Below are 15645 nucleotides of genomic sequence, written 5' to 3'. Positions count from 1 at the left end.
GGGAATATGAAGAAAATGGTATTGCTGCTTATAGTACAGGCCATCTCATGTCTCATCGGCAGGTGGGATCTCCCTTCAACTCTCTTTGTTACGTCAACATTGGCAATATGGTTTTTGATTTTTTACTACGTTTTTTTCAAAATCAGAAAAAGCAAACCAATAGGTGAAGCTAATGGACAATTTCGCCTGTATTTATTGGTCTTTTGTATAAGTGCGTTTTTTAGCCCGATTGTTTGTTTATTCTTTAGTTTGATATATCCATTGTTTGTAATGAATAAATATTATCAATTTATGGCTTTTGACAAAAAAAGAGTGTTTAAAAAAACCAGATATGATCCGGGGATGGATGCGCTCAACCAGGTATCAACAACTCCTTACTCAGGTTCTTTTGAACAGAGAGGTAATTGCTTTGAATCGCATCACTCTCTCGATACATCTTCTTCGATAAATACTGAAGTTGATATATATAAAGATCTTGGGGGGCAAGTGGATACATCATCTACAACGTTTACAGACGTTAATCCAACGAGTGGGCTTCCAATGATAGGTAATGTTGATGTTGCTGGTAATCCGTATGGCATTGATAGGCATGATTGATCTCAGTTATTAATAAGGCAGTAATGAGTTTTATGAATTAGGATTTTTAATTGTAATAATTTTTATGTTTAGAAATTGTGCGCCCATAATATTAATGTGGGTGCCGCCTACCTTCATTTGTTATAGTACAAGGAACCTGTATGAAATTTGATAAATTTATGGCTGTAGCAGTCATGAGTTCAGTATTGGTACTTTCCGGTTGTGGTGCTATGGGGACAGCAATAAAAAAACGGAATCTGGATGTCAAAACTCAAATGAGTGAGACTATCTGGTTAGAACCCTCTAATAATCGCACGGTATATCTGCAAATCAAAAATACCTCAGATAAAGATATGAGCGGGCTCCAGTCGAAAATCACCAGTGCCGTCACAGCAAAAGGCTACCAGGTCATCACTAATCCCGATACCGCGGGTTACTGGATTCAGGCAAATGTGCTGAAGGCCGACAAAATGGACCTGCGTGAGACTCAGGGTTGGTTAAGCCGGGGTTATGAAGGTGCTGCAACAGGCGTGGCACTGGGGGCAGGGATTACCGCGTATAACTCTAGTTCTGCAGGTGCGACTCTAGGGGGCGGTCTGGGCGCTGGACTTGTCGGCATGGCCGCTGATGCAATGGTTGAAGATGTTAACTACACAATGATCACCGACGTGCAGATTTCAGAACGCGCGAAAACTCAGGTGCAAACGGATAATGTGGCTATATTACGTCAGGGAACCTCGGGCGCGAAAGTGCAGACCAGCACTGAGACCGGTAATCAACATAAATACCAGACCCGTGTTGTATCCAACGCAAATAAAGTGAATTTGAAGTTTCCGGAAGCCCAGCCTGTTCTTGAAGACCAGCTGGCAAAATCTATCGCTAATATTCTGTAAGTCTGCCACCTCTCGGCTTGGGTATAACGGGCCTGACTGACATCGTCTCCCGGGCCTGTCAGGTTAATTCGACATTTAATAAGCTTATTCCTCCTCAGAACGGTGAGCAGTTGCGCAATTTATTTGTGCATCTGTGAGGCGTTGCCGACCGTGGTCGGAACATTCCTTCGCTTTTGTATTTAAGGTCAAGAATTATGAGCTTTAATGCCAAGGACATGACTCAAGGCGGTCAGATTGCCAATATGCGCTTTCGCATGTTTGGCCAGATTGCCAATATTATATTTTATGTGCTGTTTATTTTATTCTGGGTATTGTGTGGGCTGATGCTGATGTACCGGCTCAGCTGGCAGACGTTTGTTAACGGCTGCGTATACTGGTGGTGTACGACGCTCGGTCCCATGCGCGATATTATTCGATCCCAGCCAGTTTACACCATTCAGTATTACGGTCAGTCACTGGAATATACCTCAGAACAAATTCTGGCCGATAAATACACCATCTGGTGCGGTGAGCAGCTGTGGACCAGTTTTGTTCTCGCCGCCGTCGTTTCTCTCGTTATCTGTATCGTGACGTTCTTTGTCGCCAGCTGGGTATTAGGGCGTCAGGGGAAACAACAGAGTGAGGATGAGAATACCGGCGGGCGCCAGCTTTCTGATAAGCCTAAAGAAGTGGCCCGTCAGATGAAGCGTGACGGTCAGGCTTCGGATATTAAAATCGGTGACTTACCGATATTGCTGAACTCCGAAATTCAGAACTTCTGTCTCCACGGTACCGTAGGCTCCGGTAAATCAGAAGTGATACGCCGTCTGCTGAACTACGTACGTGCCCGGGGCGATATGGCCATCATTTACGACCGCTCCTGTGAGTTCGTCAAAAGTTATTACGATCCGTCACTGGATAAAATTCTTAACCCGATGGACTCGCGCTGTGCGGCCTGGGATTTGTGGAAAGAGTGTCTGACGCTGCCGGATTTCGACAACATATCCAATACCCTTATCCCGATGGGGACCAAAGAGGACCCGTTCTGGCAGGGCTCCGGTCGGACCATCTTTGCCGAAGGTGCCTACCTGATGCGTGAGGACAAGGACCGCAGCTACGAGAAGCTGGTTGATACCATGCTGTCCATCAAAATCGATAAGTTGCGAGCCTATCTGCAGAACACGCCGGCGGCGAACCTGGTCGAGGAGAAGATTGAGAAAACGGCCATCAGTATCCGTGCGGTGCTCACCAACTACGTCAAGGCCATTCGCTACCTGCAGGGCATTGAGAAGAACGGCGAGCCATTTACCATCCGCGACTGGATGCGCGGTGTGCGTGAAGACCAGCCCAATGGCTGGTTGTTTATTTCCTCCAACGCTGACACCCATGCTTCCCTGAAGCCGGTTATCTCGATGTGGCTGTCGATTGCCATCCGCGGCCTGCTGGCGATGGGAGAGAACCGCAACCGCCGTGTGTGGATTTTCGCCGATGAGCTGCCCACGCTGCACAAGCTGCCGGACCTGGTCGAAATCCTGCCGGAAGCCCGTAAGTTCGGCGGCTGTTACGTGTTCGGTATCCAGTCCTATGCCCAGCTGGAAGATATCTACGGCGTGAAACCCGCCGCCACGCTTTTTGACGTCATGAACACCCGGGCGTTTTTCCGTTCCCCGAGTAAAGAGATTGCCGAGTTTGCTGCCGGTGAGATTGGAGAGAAAGAAATCCTCAAGGCCAGCGAGCAGTATTCCTACGGTGCGGACCCGGTTCGTGATGGTGTGTCGACCGGGAAAGAAAAAGAGCGTGAAACGCTGGTCAGCTACTCTGATATTCAGACGCTGCCGGACCTGTCCTGCTACGTCACGCTGCCCGGCCCGTATCCGGCCGTGAAGCTGGCCCTCAAATACAAACCGCGCCCGAAAGTGGCGGAAGGGTTCATCCAGCGCACGTTCGATACGCGGGTGGATGCAAGACTTAATGCCCTGCTGGCAGCGCGGGAGGCGGAAGGTAGTCTGGCCCGGATGCTGTTTACGCCGGATGCGCCAGAAGCAGAGCATGCTGACCAGGGCAGTAAAGCCGGAGCGCAGCATGAGCCGGTTAAACAGCCGGAACCAGCAGAAGGCACTGTCTCCCCTGTGCCGGTAACAGCCCTGTCGGCGGCAAAGACGCCTGCAGCAGAAGATCCCGTTAAGTCGCCTGAAACACTGCGGCCTGAAGTTTCGGACACGCGAATCACGACCGTTCCCTTAATTCGGACTAAACCAGCGTCTTCTGCGACAGGTACCGCAGCTGCAGCTGCCGGCGTGACTGCTCACACAGGGGGCACAGAGCAGGAGCTGGCGCAGCAGTCGGCAGACGTGGGACAGGAAATGATGCCAGCCGGCATGAACGAGGATGGTGAAATTGAAGATATGCAGGCTTACGACGCGTGGCTAGCTGATGAGCTGACGCAGCGCGATATGCAGCGGCGTGAAGAGGTCAATATCAATCACAGCCATCGCCGCGATGAGCAGGATGATATCGAGATTGGAGGGAACTTCTGATGATGTCGATTGGCTCTGTTAAATCGGCCGGGAGCGCCGGTAATTACTATACGGACAAGGATAATTACTACGTTATTGGCAGCCTGGAAGAGCGCTGGCAGGGCAAAGGGGCGGAAGCGCTGGGGCTGGACGGGAAAGCGGTCGACAAAGCTGTGTTCACCGAGCTTCTGAAAGGAAAGCTGCCGGATGGCAGCGACCTGACCCGGATGCAGGACGGCGCCAATAAGCACCGGCCTGGTTATGACCTGACCTTTTCGGCGCCCAAAAGCGTGTCGGTGATGGCGATGCTGGGCGGAGACAGGCGCCTCATCGATGCCCACAACCAGGCGGTGACGGAAGCTGTTCGCCAGATTGAAACGCTTGCAGCGACCCGGGTCATGACAGACGGTAAAAGCGAAACCGTACTGACCGGTAACCTGATTGTGGCGAAATTCAACCACGATACAAACCGTAATCAGGAGCCGCAGCTGCACACCCATGCCGTCGTTATCAATGCGACGCAGAACGGGGACAAATGGCAGTCTCTCGGTACCGATACGGTCGGTAAAACAGGCTTTATTGAGAATGTGTACGCGAACCAGATAGCCTTCGGGAAAATCTACCGGGAGTTGTTTAAACCTCTCGTTGAAAAACTCGGGTATGAGACAGAGGTGGTGGGTAAACACGGCATGTGGGAGATGAAAGATGTCCCGGTCGAGCCGTTTTCCACGCGCAGTCAGGAGCTCAGGGAGGCAGCCGGACCCGATGCGTCCCTGAAGTCAAGGGATGTGGCCGCGCTCGATACCCGCAAGTCGAAGGAAGCCATCGATCCGGCAGAGAAGATGGTGGAGTGGATGAATACTCTGAAGGAGACCGGGTTTGATATCCGGGGATACCGTGAGGCCGCCGATGGCCGTGCGGCAGCGCTGTCCAGTGCGCCCCCCGCGCCGGTGAAAACCGACGGTCCGGATATCACGGATGTGGTGACAAAGGCCATCGCAGGTCTCAGCGACCGCAAGGTGCAGTTTACGTATGCCGACCTGCTGGCTCGCACAGTCGGCCAGCTGGAGGCGAAGCCGGGTGTGTTTGATCTGGCCAGAACGGGCATTGATGCGGCCATCGAGCGCGAGCAACTTATCCCGCTCGACCGGGAAAAGGGGCTGTTCACCTCAAACATCCACGTTCTGGATGAGCTCTCCGTGAAAGCGCTGAGTCAGGAGGTACAGCGTCAGAACCACGTCTCTGTCACGCCGGATGCTTCAGAGGTGCGGCAGGCTCCGTTCAGCGATGCGGTCAGCGTCCTGGCACAGGACCGGCCGACAATGGGTATTGTCTCCGGTCAGGGCGGCGCGGCAGGCCAGCGGGAGCGGGTGGCCGAACTGACGCTGATGGCCCGGGAGCAGGGACGTGATGTGCATATCCTCGCTGCCGATAACCGATCCAGGGACTTTCTCGCCGGGGATGCGCGACTGGCCGGAGAAACCGTAACCGGCAAATCTGCACTGCAGGACGGGACGGCGTTTATCCCGGGTGGGACGCTCATTGTGGACCAGGCGGAGAAGCTGAGCCTGAAGGAGACGATTTCCCTGCTCGATGGCGCGATGCGTCATAACGTGCAGGTCCTGCTCTCCGACAGCGGCAAACGCAGCGGAACCGGAAGCGCGCTGACAGTGCTGAAAGAAAGTGGTGTGAATACCTACCGGTGGCAGGGAGGAAAACAGGCGACGGCAGATATTATCAGCGAGCCGGACAAAGGGGCCCGCTACAGCCGTCTGGCAGAGGAGTTTGCCGTCAGCGTGCGCGAGGGGCAGGAAAGTGTGGCGCAAATCAGCGGGACGCGTGAGCAAAGTGTGCTCAACAACGTTATCCGTGGCACTCTCAAAAATGAAGGGGTACTCGGCAACCGGGAGATGACGGTGACCGCTCTGACGCCGGTCTGGCTGGACAGCAAGAACCGGGGCGTGCGCGATTATTACCGGGAAGGGATGGTGATGGAGCGGTGGGACCCGGAGACCCGCAAACATGACCGCTTTGTCATTGACCGGGTAACGGCCAGCAGCAACATGCTGACCCTGAAAGACCGTGAGGGCGGGCGTCTGGACCTGAAGGTCTCCGCCGTCGACAGCCAGTGGACGCTGTTTCGCACGGATAAGCTGCCGGTGGCTGAGGGAGAGCGTCTGGCGGTGCTCGGGAAAATCCCCGACACGCGACTCAAAGGTGGTGAGAGTGTCACAGTGCTCCGGATGGATAAGGACCAGCTGACGGTTCAGCGCCCCGGGCAGAAAACCACGCAGACGCTTCCTGTTGGCAGCAGCCCGTTTGACGGTATCAAGGTCGGCCACGGCTGGGTGGAGAGTCCCGGCCGGTCGGTCAGCGAGACGGCGACCGTCTTTGCCTCGGTCACGCAGCGCGAACTCGACAATGCCACGCTCAACCAGCTGGCGCAGAGCGGAAGCCATATCCGGCTGTACTCCGCACAGGATGCGGCCCGCACCACAGAGAAGCTGACGCGTCATACGGCGTTCAGCGTGGTCTCAGAGCAGCTGAAGGCCCGCTCGGGAGAAACAGACCTGGAGGCGGCCATCGCACAGCAGAAGGCCGGACTGCATACCCCGGCAGAGCAGGCCATTCACCTTTCCATCCCGCTGCTGGAAAGTAACAGCCTGACCTTCACCCGCCCGCAGTTGCTGGCCACGGCGCTGGAAACCGGTGGCGGTAAGGTCCCGATGGCGGAGATAGAGGCAACCATTCAGGCGCAGATTAAGGCAGGCAGTCTGCTGAATGTCCCGGTGTCTCCCGGACACGGCAATGACCTGCTGATTTCCCGCCAGACCTGGGATGCCGAGAAAAGCATCCTGACCCGTGTGCTGGAAGGCAAAGATGCGGTGGCCCCGTTAATGGACCGCGTGCCGGCCAGTCTGATGACGGACCTGACCGCCGGACAGCGGGCGGCGACCCGGATGATTCTGGAAAGCACGGACCGGTTCACGGTGGTTCAGGGGTATGCCGGGGTGGGGAAAACCACGCAGTTCAAAGCTGTGATGAGCGCCATCAGCCTGCTGCCGGAAGAGACCCGCCCGCGCGTCATCGGTCTGGCGCCGACGCATCGCGCGGTCGGGGAAATGCAGAGTGCCGGCGTGGACGCGCGCACGACAGCGTCGTTCCTCCACGACATGCAGCTGCTGCAGCGCAATGGCCAGACACCCGATTTCAGCAACACCCTGTTCCTGCTCGACGAGAGCTCGATGGTGGGGCTGGCCGATATGGCAAAAGCCCACTCCCTCATCGCCGCCGGCGGTGGACGGGCGGTGCCCAGTGGGGATACCGACCAGCTGCCGCCCATCCCGTCGGGCCAGCCGTTCAGGCTGACGCAGCAGCGCAGCGCCGCGGATGTGGCCATCATGAAAGAGATTGTGCGCCAGGTGCCCGAGCTGCGACCGGCGGTGTACAGCCTCATTGAGCGGGATGTGCACCGCGCCCTGACCACCATCGAGCAGGTCACGCCGGAGCAGGTGCCGAGAAAAGAAGGCGCCTGGGCGCCGGGCAGTTCTGTGGTGGAATTCACGCCAAAGCAGGAAAAGGCGATAGAAAAGGCGCTGAGCGAGGGGAAAACCCTGCCGGCAGGTCAGCCCGCGACGCTCTACGAGGCGCTGGTGAAGGACTATACAGGACGGACCCCGGAGGCACAGTCACAGACGCTGGTGATCACCCATCTGAATAAGGACCGGCGGACGCTGAACGGTATGATCCATAACGCACGGCGGGAGAACGGGGAAACCGGCAAAGAGGAAATCACCCTGCCGGTGCTGGTCACGAGCAACATCCGTGACGGTGAACTGCGCAAACTGTCGACCTGGACGGCTCATAAGGAGGCGGTGGCGCTGGTTGATAACGTATACCACCGTATCAGCAAAGTGGATAGGGTTAATCAGCTGATCACCCTGACTGACAGTGAAGGAAAGGAGCGATATATCTCACCCCGGGAGGCATCGGCAGAAGGCGTCACGCTCTATCGTCAGGAAAAGATCACCGTGTCTCAGGGGGACCGGATGCGTTTCAGCAAAAGTGACCCGGAGCGCGGCTATGTGGCCAACAGTATCTGGGAGGTGCAGTCTGTTTCGGGTGACAGTGTCACGCTGTCTGATGGCAAACTCACCCGCACGCTGACCCCGAAGGCGGATCAGGCGCAGCAGCATATCGACCTCGCCTACGCCATCACCGCCCACGGCGCCCAGGGGGCCAGCGAACCGTATGCCATCGCGCTGGAAGGGGTGGTCGGTGGCCGGGAACAGATGGCCAGCTTTGAGTCTGCCTATGTGGCGTTATCCCGCATGAAACAGCATGTTCAGGTGTATACCGACAGTCGCGAGGGATGGGTTAATGCCATCCGGTCATCACCCTCAAAAGCGACGGCGCACGACATCCTTGAACCCCGTAACGACCGCACCATCAAAAACGCCGGCCAGTTGTTCGGGCGGGCAAAGCCGCTGGATGAAATAGCTGCAGGCCGGGCGGCACTACAGCAGTCCGGTCTGGCCAGAGGGAGTTCGCCGGGGAAATTCATCTCGCCCGGTAAGAAGTATCCGCAGCCACATGTGGCGCTGCCGGCATTCGATAAAAACGGCAAGGAAGCCGGGATCTGGCTCAGTCCGTTGACGGACAGGGATGGCCGCCTGGAGGCCATTGGTGGTGAAGGGCGCGTTATGGGGGATGAGTCTGCCCGGTTCGTGGCGCTGCAGAACAGCCGGAACGGCGAAAGTCTGCTGGCCGGGAACATGAGCGAGGGCGTGAGAACAGCCCGTGACCATCCCGACAGCGGGGTGATAGTACGCCTTGCCGGCGACGACCGCCCCTGGAACCCGCAGGCCATCACCGGCGGGCGCATATGGGCTGACCCCCTGCCGAATCTTCCGCTGCCTGACACCGGTGCGGATATCACACTCCCTCCGGATGTGCTGGCACAGCGGGCTGCAGAAGAGGCACAGCGCCGGGAGATGGAGAGGCAGGCAGAGCAGGCGACCCGGGAAGTCGCCGGCGAGGAGAAGAAAACGGGCGAGCCGGGCGAGCGGATAAAAGAGGTTATCGGGGACGTGATTCGTGGTCTGGAGCGTGACAGCCCGGGTGAAGAGAAAGCACGGCTGCCGGATGACCCGCAGACCCGACGCCAGGAGGCCGCGATACAGCAGGTCGTCTCAGAAAGTCTGCAGCGTGAACGCCTGCAGCAGATGGAGCGGGACATGGTGCGCGACCTGAACCGGGAGAAAACCCTCGGGGGTGACTGACGCGCCTTCAGCTTCTGACAATGCACAGTAATATCAGGGATAAAAAGGAAATAATGATGACAACACACGCAATACGCGTCAGCGCCGCAGACCGCTGGCTTAAGGCTCTGCTGACCTGGACGCCCGGGCAGACGGATATCATCAAAACGGTGGCCCTGCTTCTGATGGTCACTGACCATGCCGGCCTGCTGCTGGCGGAGAATAACGAGCTTATGCGCCTGCTGGGGAGAGGCTGTTTTCCGCTGTTCGGTCTGGTCTGGGGGATGAATCTGGCGCGACATGCGGATATCCGCCAGTCGCAGCTGAACAGTCTCTGGGGCTGGGCGCTGGTCGCCCAGGTGCCATACATGCTTATCGGGTATCCGTGGTACGCGGGAAATATTCTGTTTGCCTTTGCCGTCACCGGTCAGGCGCTGCGGTGGTTCAGCCTGCCGTTCTGGCGTCACACTCTCGCCGCCATGGCCATCGTAGCCGTCTGGATACCGCTCTCCTCCGGCAGCTACGGCATGACCGGGGTGGCCATGCTCACCGCCAGCTGGCTGTTGTGCCGGGCACAGACTTCGCGGGAACGAATCGGGTACGGGATACTGTGGGTCATAATTGTGTTACTGATGAATCCGAATGACGCCGGAGAATCGCTGGCCGGGCTGGCCATCGCGCTGCTCGTATTGATGGTGTGCTCATCGGTCGGAGGAGAGATAAAGCGGTTCTGGCCACGGCATTTTTTTGTGCTGTTCTATGCGCTGCACCTGGCGGTGCTGGGGATAGTGGCGACGATGTAAAAAAAAGACCCGGACGGTACCGGGCGAAGAGGTCAAATGACTAATATGATACGGCTGTTTCAACACAGTATTAACAGTTTGTCAGAAGAAGAAGCAACTGAACGTTTCCGATTCCCTCCGGATGCCTGACAGGCAAGACTGCTCTTCACTCAGACGCACTGGCAGAACGTAGTAGACTCTCAGGAGGCGCTCTGCGGGAAACATTTGAACATCATCCGAAAGCGCAAAGTTTGATACGGGTCAGATAAAACGGGCTGTTGCGTGTTACAGAATCCGAAAGTGGCCTATAGTGGCCATAAAAAAAGCCCGGAGAGTATCCGGGCAACCGGGGTCTTTAGTTTTCTGGTTATACAGGGCGTTGACATGATAAGTGTAGACCATGCCAGAGCAGGTGCACGCCAGGCTGTGGTACGCTGTATTAATGACTTACATTTATTCCTGATACGACAGCGATATGACTGAAGAAAAACGCCCCGTACTGAGTCTGAAACGAAAACCGGCGCCGGACAGCACACCTGCTCCCGGGAGTGATGCCACACCTGGTGTGGTTCGCCGGAAGAAGGTGGTGGTGGTGTCAGCTCCGCCGGCCTGGAAGGTCAAAAAAGAGAAGCTGGAGCAGGCGAAAAAGGCTGCCGAAGCCGCTGCGCGGAAAGCTGCCCGGGAGCCCGTTAAAGTGGTAAAAACGCCGCCTCCGGTACGTTATCTTCAGCTGATTCCGCCGGAGCAGGCCATCATGACCCTGAAAGCGTTCTGGCCGCAACTGTTTGACGGTAACGCCCCGCGTCTGCTGGCAACCGGGATGCGTGAGCAGCTGTTTGCCGATATTGCGAGCCGCGACCTGCCGCTGTCGCATAAGCAGGTGATTATGTGCCTGAAAAGCCTGACCCGGTCAGCGGGCTATCTGTCCCGGATGCGGGAAGGTGCCTCCCGCTATGACCTGCAGGGAAATGTTGTGGCCACCGTCACTGCTGAAGAAGCGAGATACGCCGGTGAGCGCATGATGAAAGAGCTGTTGCGGGCCGAGCGTAAGATGAGCCAGACGATTTAATTCTTTTTAATTTCTTAAATCAGATATACCCGTCATTGAGCAGCTAATGGATATTTCATCCATTAGCTGACAGTATTCGTCATGAGTGAGCGAGGGAATAACATGAGAACCTGGTGCATGTGTTCTCGTGACATGTCCGCGGCTTTTTCTGGTTTGCTTGCGTGACAATAATGATACTTGTACTTGCCGCAATCATTTATATGGCATGAAGCCAGCTAATATCTCCTGCACAGTAGTGATAATCGGATTTTTCAACAAGTACACCTGTAAATTAAATCTTCACGCGATTTATTTATATCAGGTCGGTAATTAAAAGCAGTAAATAAATCACTTATTCTTCAGGTTGAATATTTAAAGGGACGTTAAACATGTTTCGATATTTCGCTCTGCGTTTTGAACAGCAGTTGCTGTGTTATTTATCCGGCGGTGTGCTGGCGGTATTTCTGACAATACTCATTCCGTCTGTAACGGTCATTGTTTTTGTGCTCATCCTGGTACTGTCGACGGTGGTTTGCTGGACCGCGCTGGCTCTGTACATCTGCGATACCGACCAGGTGAGAAAAACGGAGGTATCCCCCCAGGTCCGTATACGTGACGGTATTCAGGTGGTTGCCACCCTGCCACGTCATGAGAAGGCCCGGATTGAGTGGGGCATTCTCCGGGATGATGAGGTGTTTCGCCAGCAAAGGCGGGAACTTGTTGCCCTGACCGGGCGGGTTATCCGTCGGGGGCTGTTGTATGCGCCAGCGGTGATGCTGGTCGGTACGGGCATTCTCGCCTGCAGTTTTCCGCAGGACGCCGTCCGGCTGGTCAGTGCGTTTCGGACTCTGCCTGCTGCAGAACTGGTGCATCAGGCCGGGTTCGTTCTGCGCAGTGTTCTGCTGATTTCCGTGATATCGGTGCTGACAGCTGACGTGGTGGCCGGAAGAGGTTTGCCGAATGTCTTTCGCCGCGCATTGCTCGACAGGCTACCGGCAGAGGCCTGGCGTATCAGAAGAGGGACAGAACGATGAGGATACCGCCCGGCAAACGCACCGGGACAGACAGCGAGATAAGGGAACACAAAACATGGCAAAGATATTAATGATGGCAGGCAGTGCAGTCGTTCTGCTGAGTCTGCTGGGATTTACTGTGCTGCTTCTGAGAGGGCGGATAATGGCCGGGACATCACCGGTCCTGATATCACTGAAAGCGCTGGGAATTCGGCCCTCAGAAGCGGAGCAGCGGCTGTGTCGCGAGCGGGTCTGGGTGGGTAATGACACGCTGATGACGTTACGGGAACAGCATTTTTACCGGGCATTGCTGAGAAGCACGAGCCAGAAGCGCTGGCTTCTGTGCCCGCAGGTCCGGGTGGCGGATATCGCCACACTCGCTCCTCACATCCGGCCTCGCTCCCGGGCCTGGTGGCAACTTTTCCGGATGGCGTCGCAGTGGCACTGCGACGTGGTCATCGTTGATATTCAGACCTTCGCCATCGTCGCTGCTGTTGAACTTGATGATGCCTCACACCTGCAAAAGCATCGTATCCGGCGCGATATTCTGCTCGAAGAGGTTCTGAGGCAGGCCGGCATCCCGCTGCTGCGAGACCGGGATTCAGAGAAGCTGGTCAGAAGAATCAGAGAGTTTCTCAGGCACCGTGAAACGGACACTGACATCATATCCACTGGTGGTATGGCGCCATCAACAGAACAGACTGAACCCGGGGAGAAAGCAAAATGATAATTGCCATCGACATCAACCGTGATGAGCAGGGGTACTGGACGCATCCTGCGCTGGCGCGTAGCGGCTGCGAAACCCCGGTTGAATTCCGCTACTGGCTGAAAACCCACGGACTGCTGTGCTTCGTGATGACAATGCGCTATGACGCGCCTGAGGTCTACTCAGCCGGATTGACTGGTGAAGCCCCGGATGCGCGTAACTGGATACCTGAGCCGCCGGATGAGGATGCCTGGTTCCTGGGGTCTGTCCATGCGACTGATGACGAGCCAGTCTGCTACTGGTTCCGCCAGACCACAAAAGCCTGACGCCTCCACATGGCGTCGTTGTCCAACCCCGGGGGCGGGGGAAACCAGTTTCCCCCGCCCCCGGGGTTTCTCAAAAACAGTGAAGGAAATACTGTGAAAATAAATCGTACTCTCCGCAGATGGTGTCTGCCCGGGCTGGTCAGCCTGAGCCTGTGCGCCTCCTTACCCGCCGTTTATGCCGCGAACATCGAGACCGGGTTTTCCCCGGAAGGGACGGCCCTGCAGCTGGTTCTGAAAACCATTACGACCGCACAACAGGAAATCCGGCTGATGGGCTATTCCTTCACGTCTCCGGATGTAGCCGGTGCGCTGGTCAGGGCCCGGCAGCGGGGCGTGGATGTGAAGGTCGTTCTGGACCACAAAGCCAATACCGGTGAGCGCAACAAGGCCAGCCGGGCCGCCATGAATCTGCTGGTCAGCGCGGGTATACCGGTCCGGACGGTGGATGCCTACAAGATCCTGCACGACAAAGTGATCATCGCTGACGGGCGTAATACCGAGGTCGGTTCGTTCAACTTCAGTCGCGCCGCCGATCGCGCCAATTCAGAGAACGTGCTCGTCGTGTGGGATGACCCTGTTGTTGCTCAACGCTATTTGCAGCACTGGTCATCCCGCTGGTCAAAGGGAACGGACTGGAAACAGACCTACTGATACCGCTTTAAACGATCCCCGGACGTAAACCGTGCGCCAACACGGGTTACGTTCATAAAGTAAGTCGCTGATTTCAGGAATCTGTAGTATTCTCTGCAAACGATCCAGGTTTGATCCTTGAGGAGGCAGAGATGTCGCAGCCCGGAAATGCAGTAACTTCCTCATCGAAAGAAAAGCGTCAGTACAGAAAAGGGAATCCATTGACCCTTGCTGAACGCCAACAGGCATCATTAGCAAGAAAAAAAGATACCCATAAAGAGTTAAGGGTCTTTCTGCCGATAGTTTTGAAAGAGCATCTTCAAGACATGTGTGAAGCAGAGGGTATGACTCAGGCTGAAATGATTGCAAAATTGATTGAACAAGAAAGAATTAATAAGCAGTAAAAAGTAGCGACATCACTTTCTTGTCTGAATTCTCTATGAGTGTTAGATTACTGATCGTTTAGCGAATTTTAATGGCTGGCCACGCCGTAAAGTGGCAGGGAACTGGTTCTGATGAGGTGTCTACCCGGAACCAGAAAAGCAAAAACCCCGATAATCTTTCAATGTTTGGCGACGAAGAAGATTAACGGGGCCTTTCAAAACTGCATAGAAGCTGTTGCTCTATGCAGGGAGTATAGTTTTATGCTCAGAAAAGTTCAATACCTGTTTCTGTGCCATTTGCTCCTTCCGTGCAACATAAGTGCGGGAATGTGTGTCTGACGTTCAGACCCTGTTCACCCATTACCGGCAGGTCAAAAATCCGAATCCGGTGTTCACGCCGCGTGAAGGAAAGAAGACGCTCCCGTTCTGTCGTAAGCTAATGGCGAAAGCCGAAGGCTTCACGTCCCGTTTTGATTTTTCCGTTCATGTTGCTTTTGCCCGTTCGCTGGGTAAGCGTCACCGGATGCCACCACTGCTACGCCGGCGTGCCATCGATGCGCTGCTGCAGGGTTTGTGCTTTCATTACGACCCGCTGGCCAACCGGGTACAGCGGTCCATCACCAATCTGGCCATCGAGTGCGGGCTGGCGACCGAGTCGAAGGGCGGCAATCTGTCCATCACCCGCGCCACCCGTGCGCTGAAGTTTATGGCGGAGCTGGGGCTGATTACGTACCAGACCGAATATGACCCACAGATTGGCTGCAACATTCCGACAGATATCACGTTCACCCCGACTCTGTTTTCGGCGCTGGATGTCTCTGACGTGGCGGTGCTGGCTGCGCGCCGCAGCCGCGTGGAGTGGGAGAATCTGCAGCGTAAAAAGCAGAGCCTGCTGCCGCTGGAGATGGATGAGCTGATAGCGAAGGCCTGGCGCTTTGTGCGTGAGCGATTCCGCAGCTATCAGTCCGAGCGTAAATCACATGGTCTGAAACGCGCCCGTGCACGCCGTGACGCGGACAGAACCCGCCAGGATATCGTGACACTCGTGAAGCAGCAGCTGACGCGTGAGTACGCCACCGGACGTTTTACCGGCGGTCTTGATGCCATGAAGCGGGAGCTTGAGCGGCGTGTGAAAGAGCGCATGCTGATGTCGCGCGGCAACAACTACACGCGGCTGGCCACAGCCCCGATATAACCCTCTCTCCGAAAAAATCCGGCCGGCGCCGGAGGTATTCGCACGTCTGCAGCCCGCCGGCGCCTGAAATCTGCGCAAAAACACCGACCTCTTCGCCTCTCTCCATTCGGGCGCCCGAATAAACGGGCCAGAAAGCAGCTCACTGCGACCACAAATGCCGGCAGCGTCCTGTTATCAACAGTTAACTGCAAGGGACTTTTACACAAAGCGACAACCGTAAGGCTTACAGAGCGCCAGGCGAAAGAGTTTCAAAGTGCGTGGTTCCCTTTAAACCCCTGCTCTATATCTCTGTTAAATATCTTTTTAATAAATCATGTAAGGAGAAAACCTATTCATC

At 55.7% G+C, this 15645-nt stretch carries 13 protein-coding genes and 1 pseudogene; 13 read left to right on the top strand and 1 reads right to left on the bottom strand.

Annotated features, from left to right (window positions below; translation table 11 throughout):
• Positions 1-6 precede the first annotated feature (6 nt).
• From IYV58_RS27940 to repA (IYV58_RS27890), 11 genes are all read left to right on the top strand, one after another.
• Positions 7-597, top strand: coding sequence for a hypothetical protein (locus tag IYV58_RS27940; RefSeq protein ID WP_139316161.1), 591 nt, complete (start codon positions 7-9; stop codon positions 595-597).
• Positions 598-737: 140 nt separating this feature from the next.
• Positions 738-1469 carry a conjugal transfer complement resistance protein TraT gene (traT, locus tag IYV58_RS27935; RefSeq protein ID WP_075912709.1) on the top strand — a complete coding sequence of 244 codons (732 nt, stop codon included), beginning with the start codon at positions 738-740 and terminating at the stop codon, positions 1467-1469.
• Between the two features lie 194 nt (positions 1470-1663).
• Positions 1664-3985: a type IV conjugative transfer system coupling protein TraD gene (traD, locus tag IYV58_RS27930; RefSeq protein ID WP_195729734.1), complete on the top strand. Its 2322-nt coding sequence runs from the start codon at positions 1664-1666 to the stop codon at positions 3983-3985.
• Positions 3985-9246, top strand: a complete 5262-nt coding sequence (gene traI, locus IYV58_RS27925; RefSeq protein ID WP_195729733.1) for a conjugative transfer relaxase/helicase TraI — start codon at positions 3985-3987, stop codon at positions 9244-9246. Before traD ends, traI begins: the two co-directional genes overlap by 1 nt.
• A 56-nt stretch (positions 9247-9302) precedes the next feature.
• Positions 9303-10028 (top strand): type-F conjugative transfer system pilin acetylase TraX, encoded by a 726-nt coding sequence (traX, locus tag IYV58_RS27920; protein WP_195729801.1) that lies wholly within the window; start codon positions 9303-9305, stop codon positions 10026-10028.
• A gap of 454 nt (positions 10029-10482) precedes the next feature.
• Positions 10483-11076: a fertility inhibition protein FinO gene (locus tag IYV58_RS27915; protein WP_195729732.1), complete on the top strand. Its 594-nt coding sequence runs from the start codon at positions 10483-10485 to the stop codon at positions 11074-11076.
• Positions 11077-11444: 368 nt separating this feature from the next.
• A complete protein-coding gene (locus IYV58_RS27910; protein WP_195729731.1) occupies positions 11445-12089 on the top strand; it encodes a hypothetical protein in 645 nt (214 codons plus the stop codon).
• Positions 12090-12144: 55 nt separating this feature from the next.
• Positions 12145-12795, top strand: a complete 651-nt coding sequence (locus tag IYV58_RS27905) for a DUF2726 domain-containing protein (protein WP_195729730.1) — start codon at positions 12145-12147, stop codon at positions 12793-12795.
• Entirely contained in the window at positions 12792-13100 is a 309-nt protein-coding gene (locus IYV58_RS27900; protein ID WP_195729729.1) for a hypothetical protein, read from the top strand. Before IYV58_RS27905 ends, IYV58_RS27900 begins: the two co-directional genes overlap by 4 nt.
• A gap of 99 nt (positions 13101-13199) precedes the next feature.
• The gene (locus tag IYV58_RS27895) at positions 13200-13751 is read left to right on the top strand and encodes a phospholipase D family nuclease (RefSeq protein ID WP_265090826.1); all 552 of its coding nucleotides are present in this window, start codon (positions 13200-13202) and stop codon (positions 13749-13751) included.
• A 131-nt stretch (positions 13752-13882) separates the two neighbouring features.
• Positions 13883-14134 carry a replication regulatory protein RepA gene (gene repA, locus IYV58_RS27890; protein ID WP_195729728.1) on the top strand — a complete coding sequence of 84 codons (252 nt, stop codon included), beginning with the start codon at positions 13883-13885 and terminating at the stop codon, positions 14132-14134.
• Between the two features lie 47 nt (positions 14135-14181).
• Here the strand turns inward: repA (IYV58_RS27890) and IYV58_RS28545 are convergent.
• Positions 14182-14289, bottom strand: a pseudogene (locus IYV58_RS28545) (replication protein RepA).
• 85 nt (positions 14290-14374) lie between these two features.
• Here IYV58_RS28545 and tap point away from each other — a divergent pair.
• Entirely contained in the window at positions 14375-14452 is a 78-nt protein-coding gene (gene tap, locus IYV58_RS27885) for a RepA leader peptide Tap (RefSeq protein ID WP_195729799.1), read from the top strand.
• Positions 14445-15308 (top strand): incFII family plasmid replication initiator RepA, encoded by an 864-nt coding sequence (gene repA, locus IYV58_RS27880; protein WP_413784955.1) that lies wholly within the window; start codon positions 14445-14447, stop codon positions 15306-15308. The genes tap and repA (IYV58_RS27880) overlap by 8 nt, the downstream gene beginning before the upstream one ends.
• Positions 15309-15645 lie beyond the last annotated feature (337 nt).

Source organism: Klebsiella sp. BDA134-6, assembly GCF_015601345.1.
In the GTDB taxonomy this organism is placed as follows: Bacteria; Pseudomonadota; Gammaproteobacteria; order Enterobacterales; family Enterobacteriaceae; genus Klebsiella; species Klebsiella grimontii.
This window is presented reverse-complemented; position numbering and strand designations above follow the sequence as displayed.

Bases quoted from the DNA above. Each gene is read 5' to 3' on its own strand.
- IYV58_RS27910 (WP_195729731.1), top strand. From the start codon at position 11,445: ATGTTTCGATATTTCGCTCTGCGTTTTGAACAGCAGTTGCTGTGTTAT.
- traI (WP_195729733.1), top strand. From the start codon at position 3,985: ATGATGTCGATTGGCTCTGTTAAATCGGCCGGGAGCGCCGGTAATTAC.
- IYV58_RS27900 (WP_195729729.1), top strand. From the start codon at position 12,792: ATGATAATTGCCATCGACATCAACCGTGATGAGCAGGGGTACTGGACG.
- IYV58_RS27940 (WP_139316161.1), top strand. From the start codon at position 7: ATGAAGAAAATGGTATTGCTGCTTATAGTACAGGCCATCTCATGTCTC.
- traD (WP_195729734.1), top strand. From the start codon at position 1,664: ATGAGCTTTAATGCCAAGGACATGACTCAAGGCGGTCAGATTGCCAAT.
- IYV58_RS27915 (WP_195729732.1), top strand. From the start codon at position 10,483: ATGACTGAAGAAAAACGCCCCGTACTGAGTCTGAAACGAAAACCGGCG.
- tap (WP_195729799.1), top strand. From the start codon at position 14,375: ATGCTCAGAAAAGTTCAATACCTGTTTCTGTGCCATTTGCTCCTTCCG.
- repA (WP_195729728.1), top strand. From the start codon at position 13,883: ATGTCGCAGCCCGGAAATGCAGTAACTTCCTCATCGAAAGAAAAGCGT.
- IYV58_RS27905 (WP_195729730.1), top strand. From the start codon at position 12,145: ATGGCAAAGATATTAATGATGGCAGGCAGTGCAGTCGTTCTGCTGAGT.
- traX (WP_195729801.1), top strand. From the start codon at position 9,303: ATGACAACACACGCAATACGCGTCAGCGCCGCAGACCGCTGGCTTAAG.
- traT (WP_075912709.1), top strand. From the start codon at position 738: ATGAAATTTGATAAATTTATGGCTGTAGCAGTCATGAGTTCAGTATTG.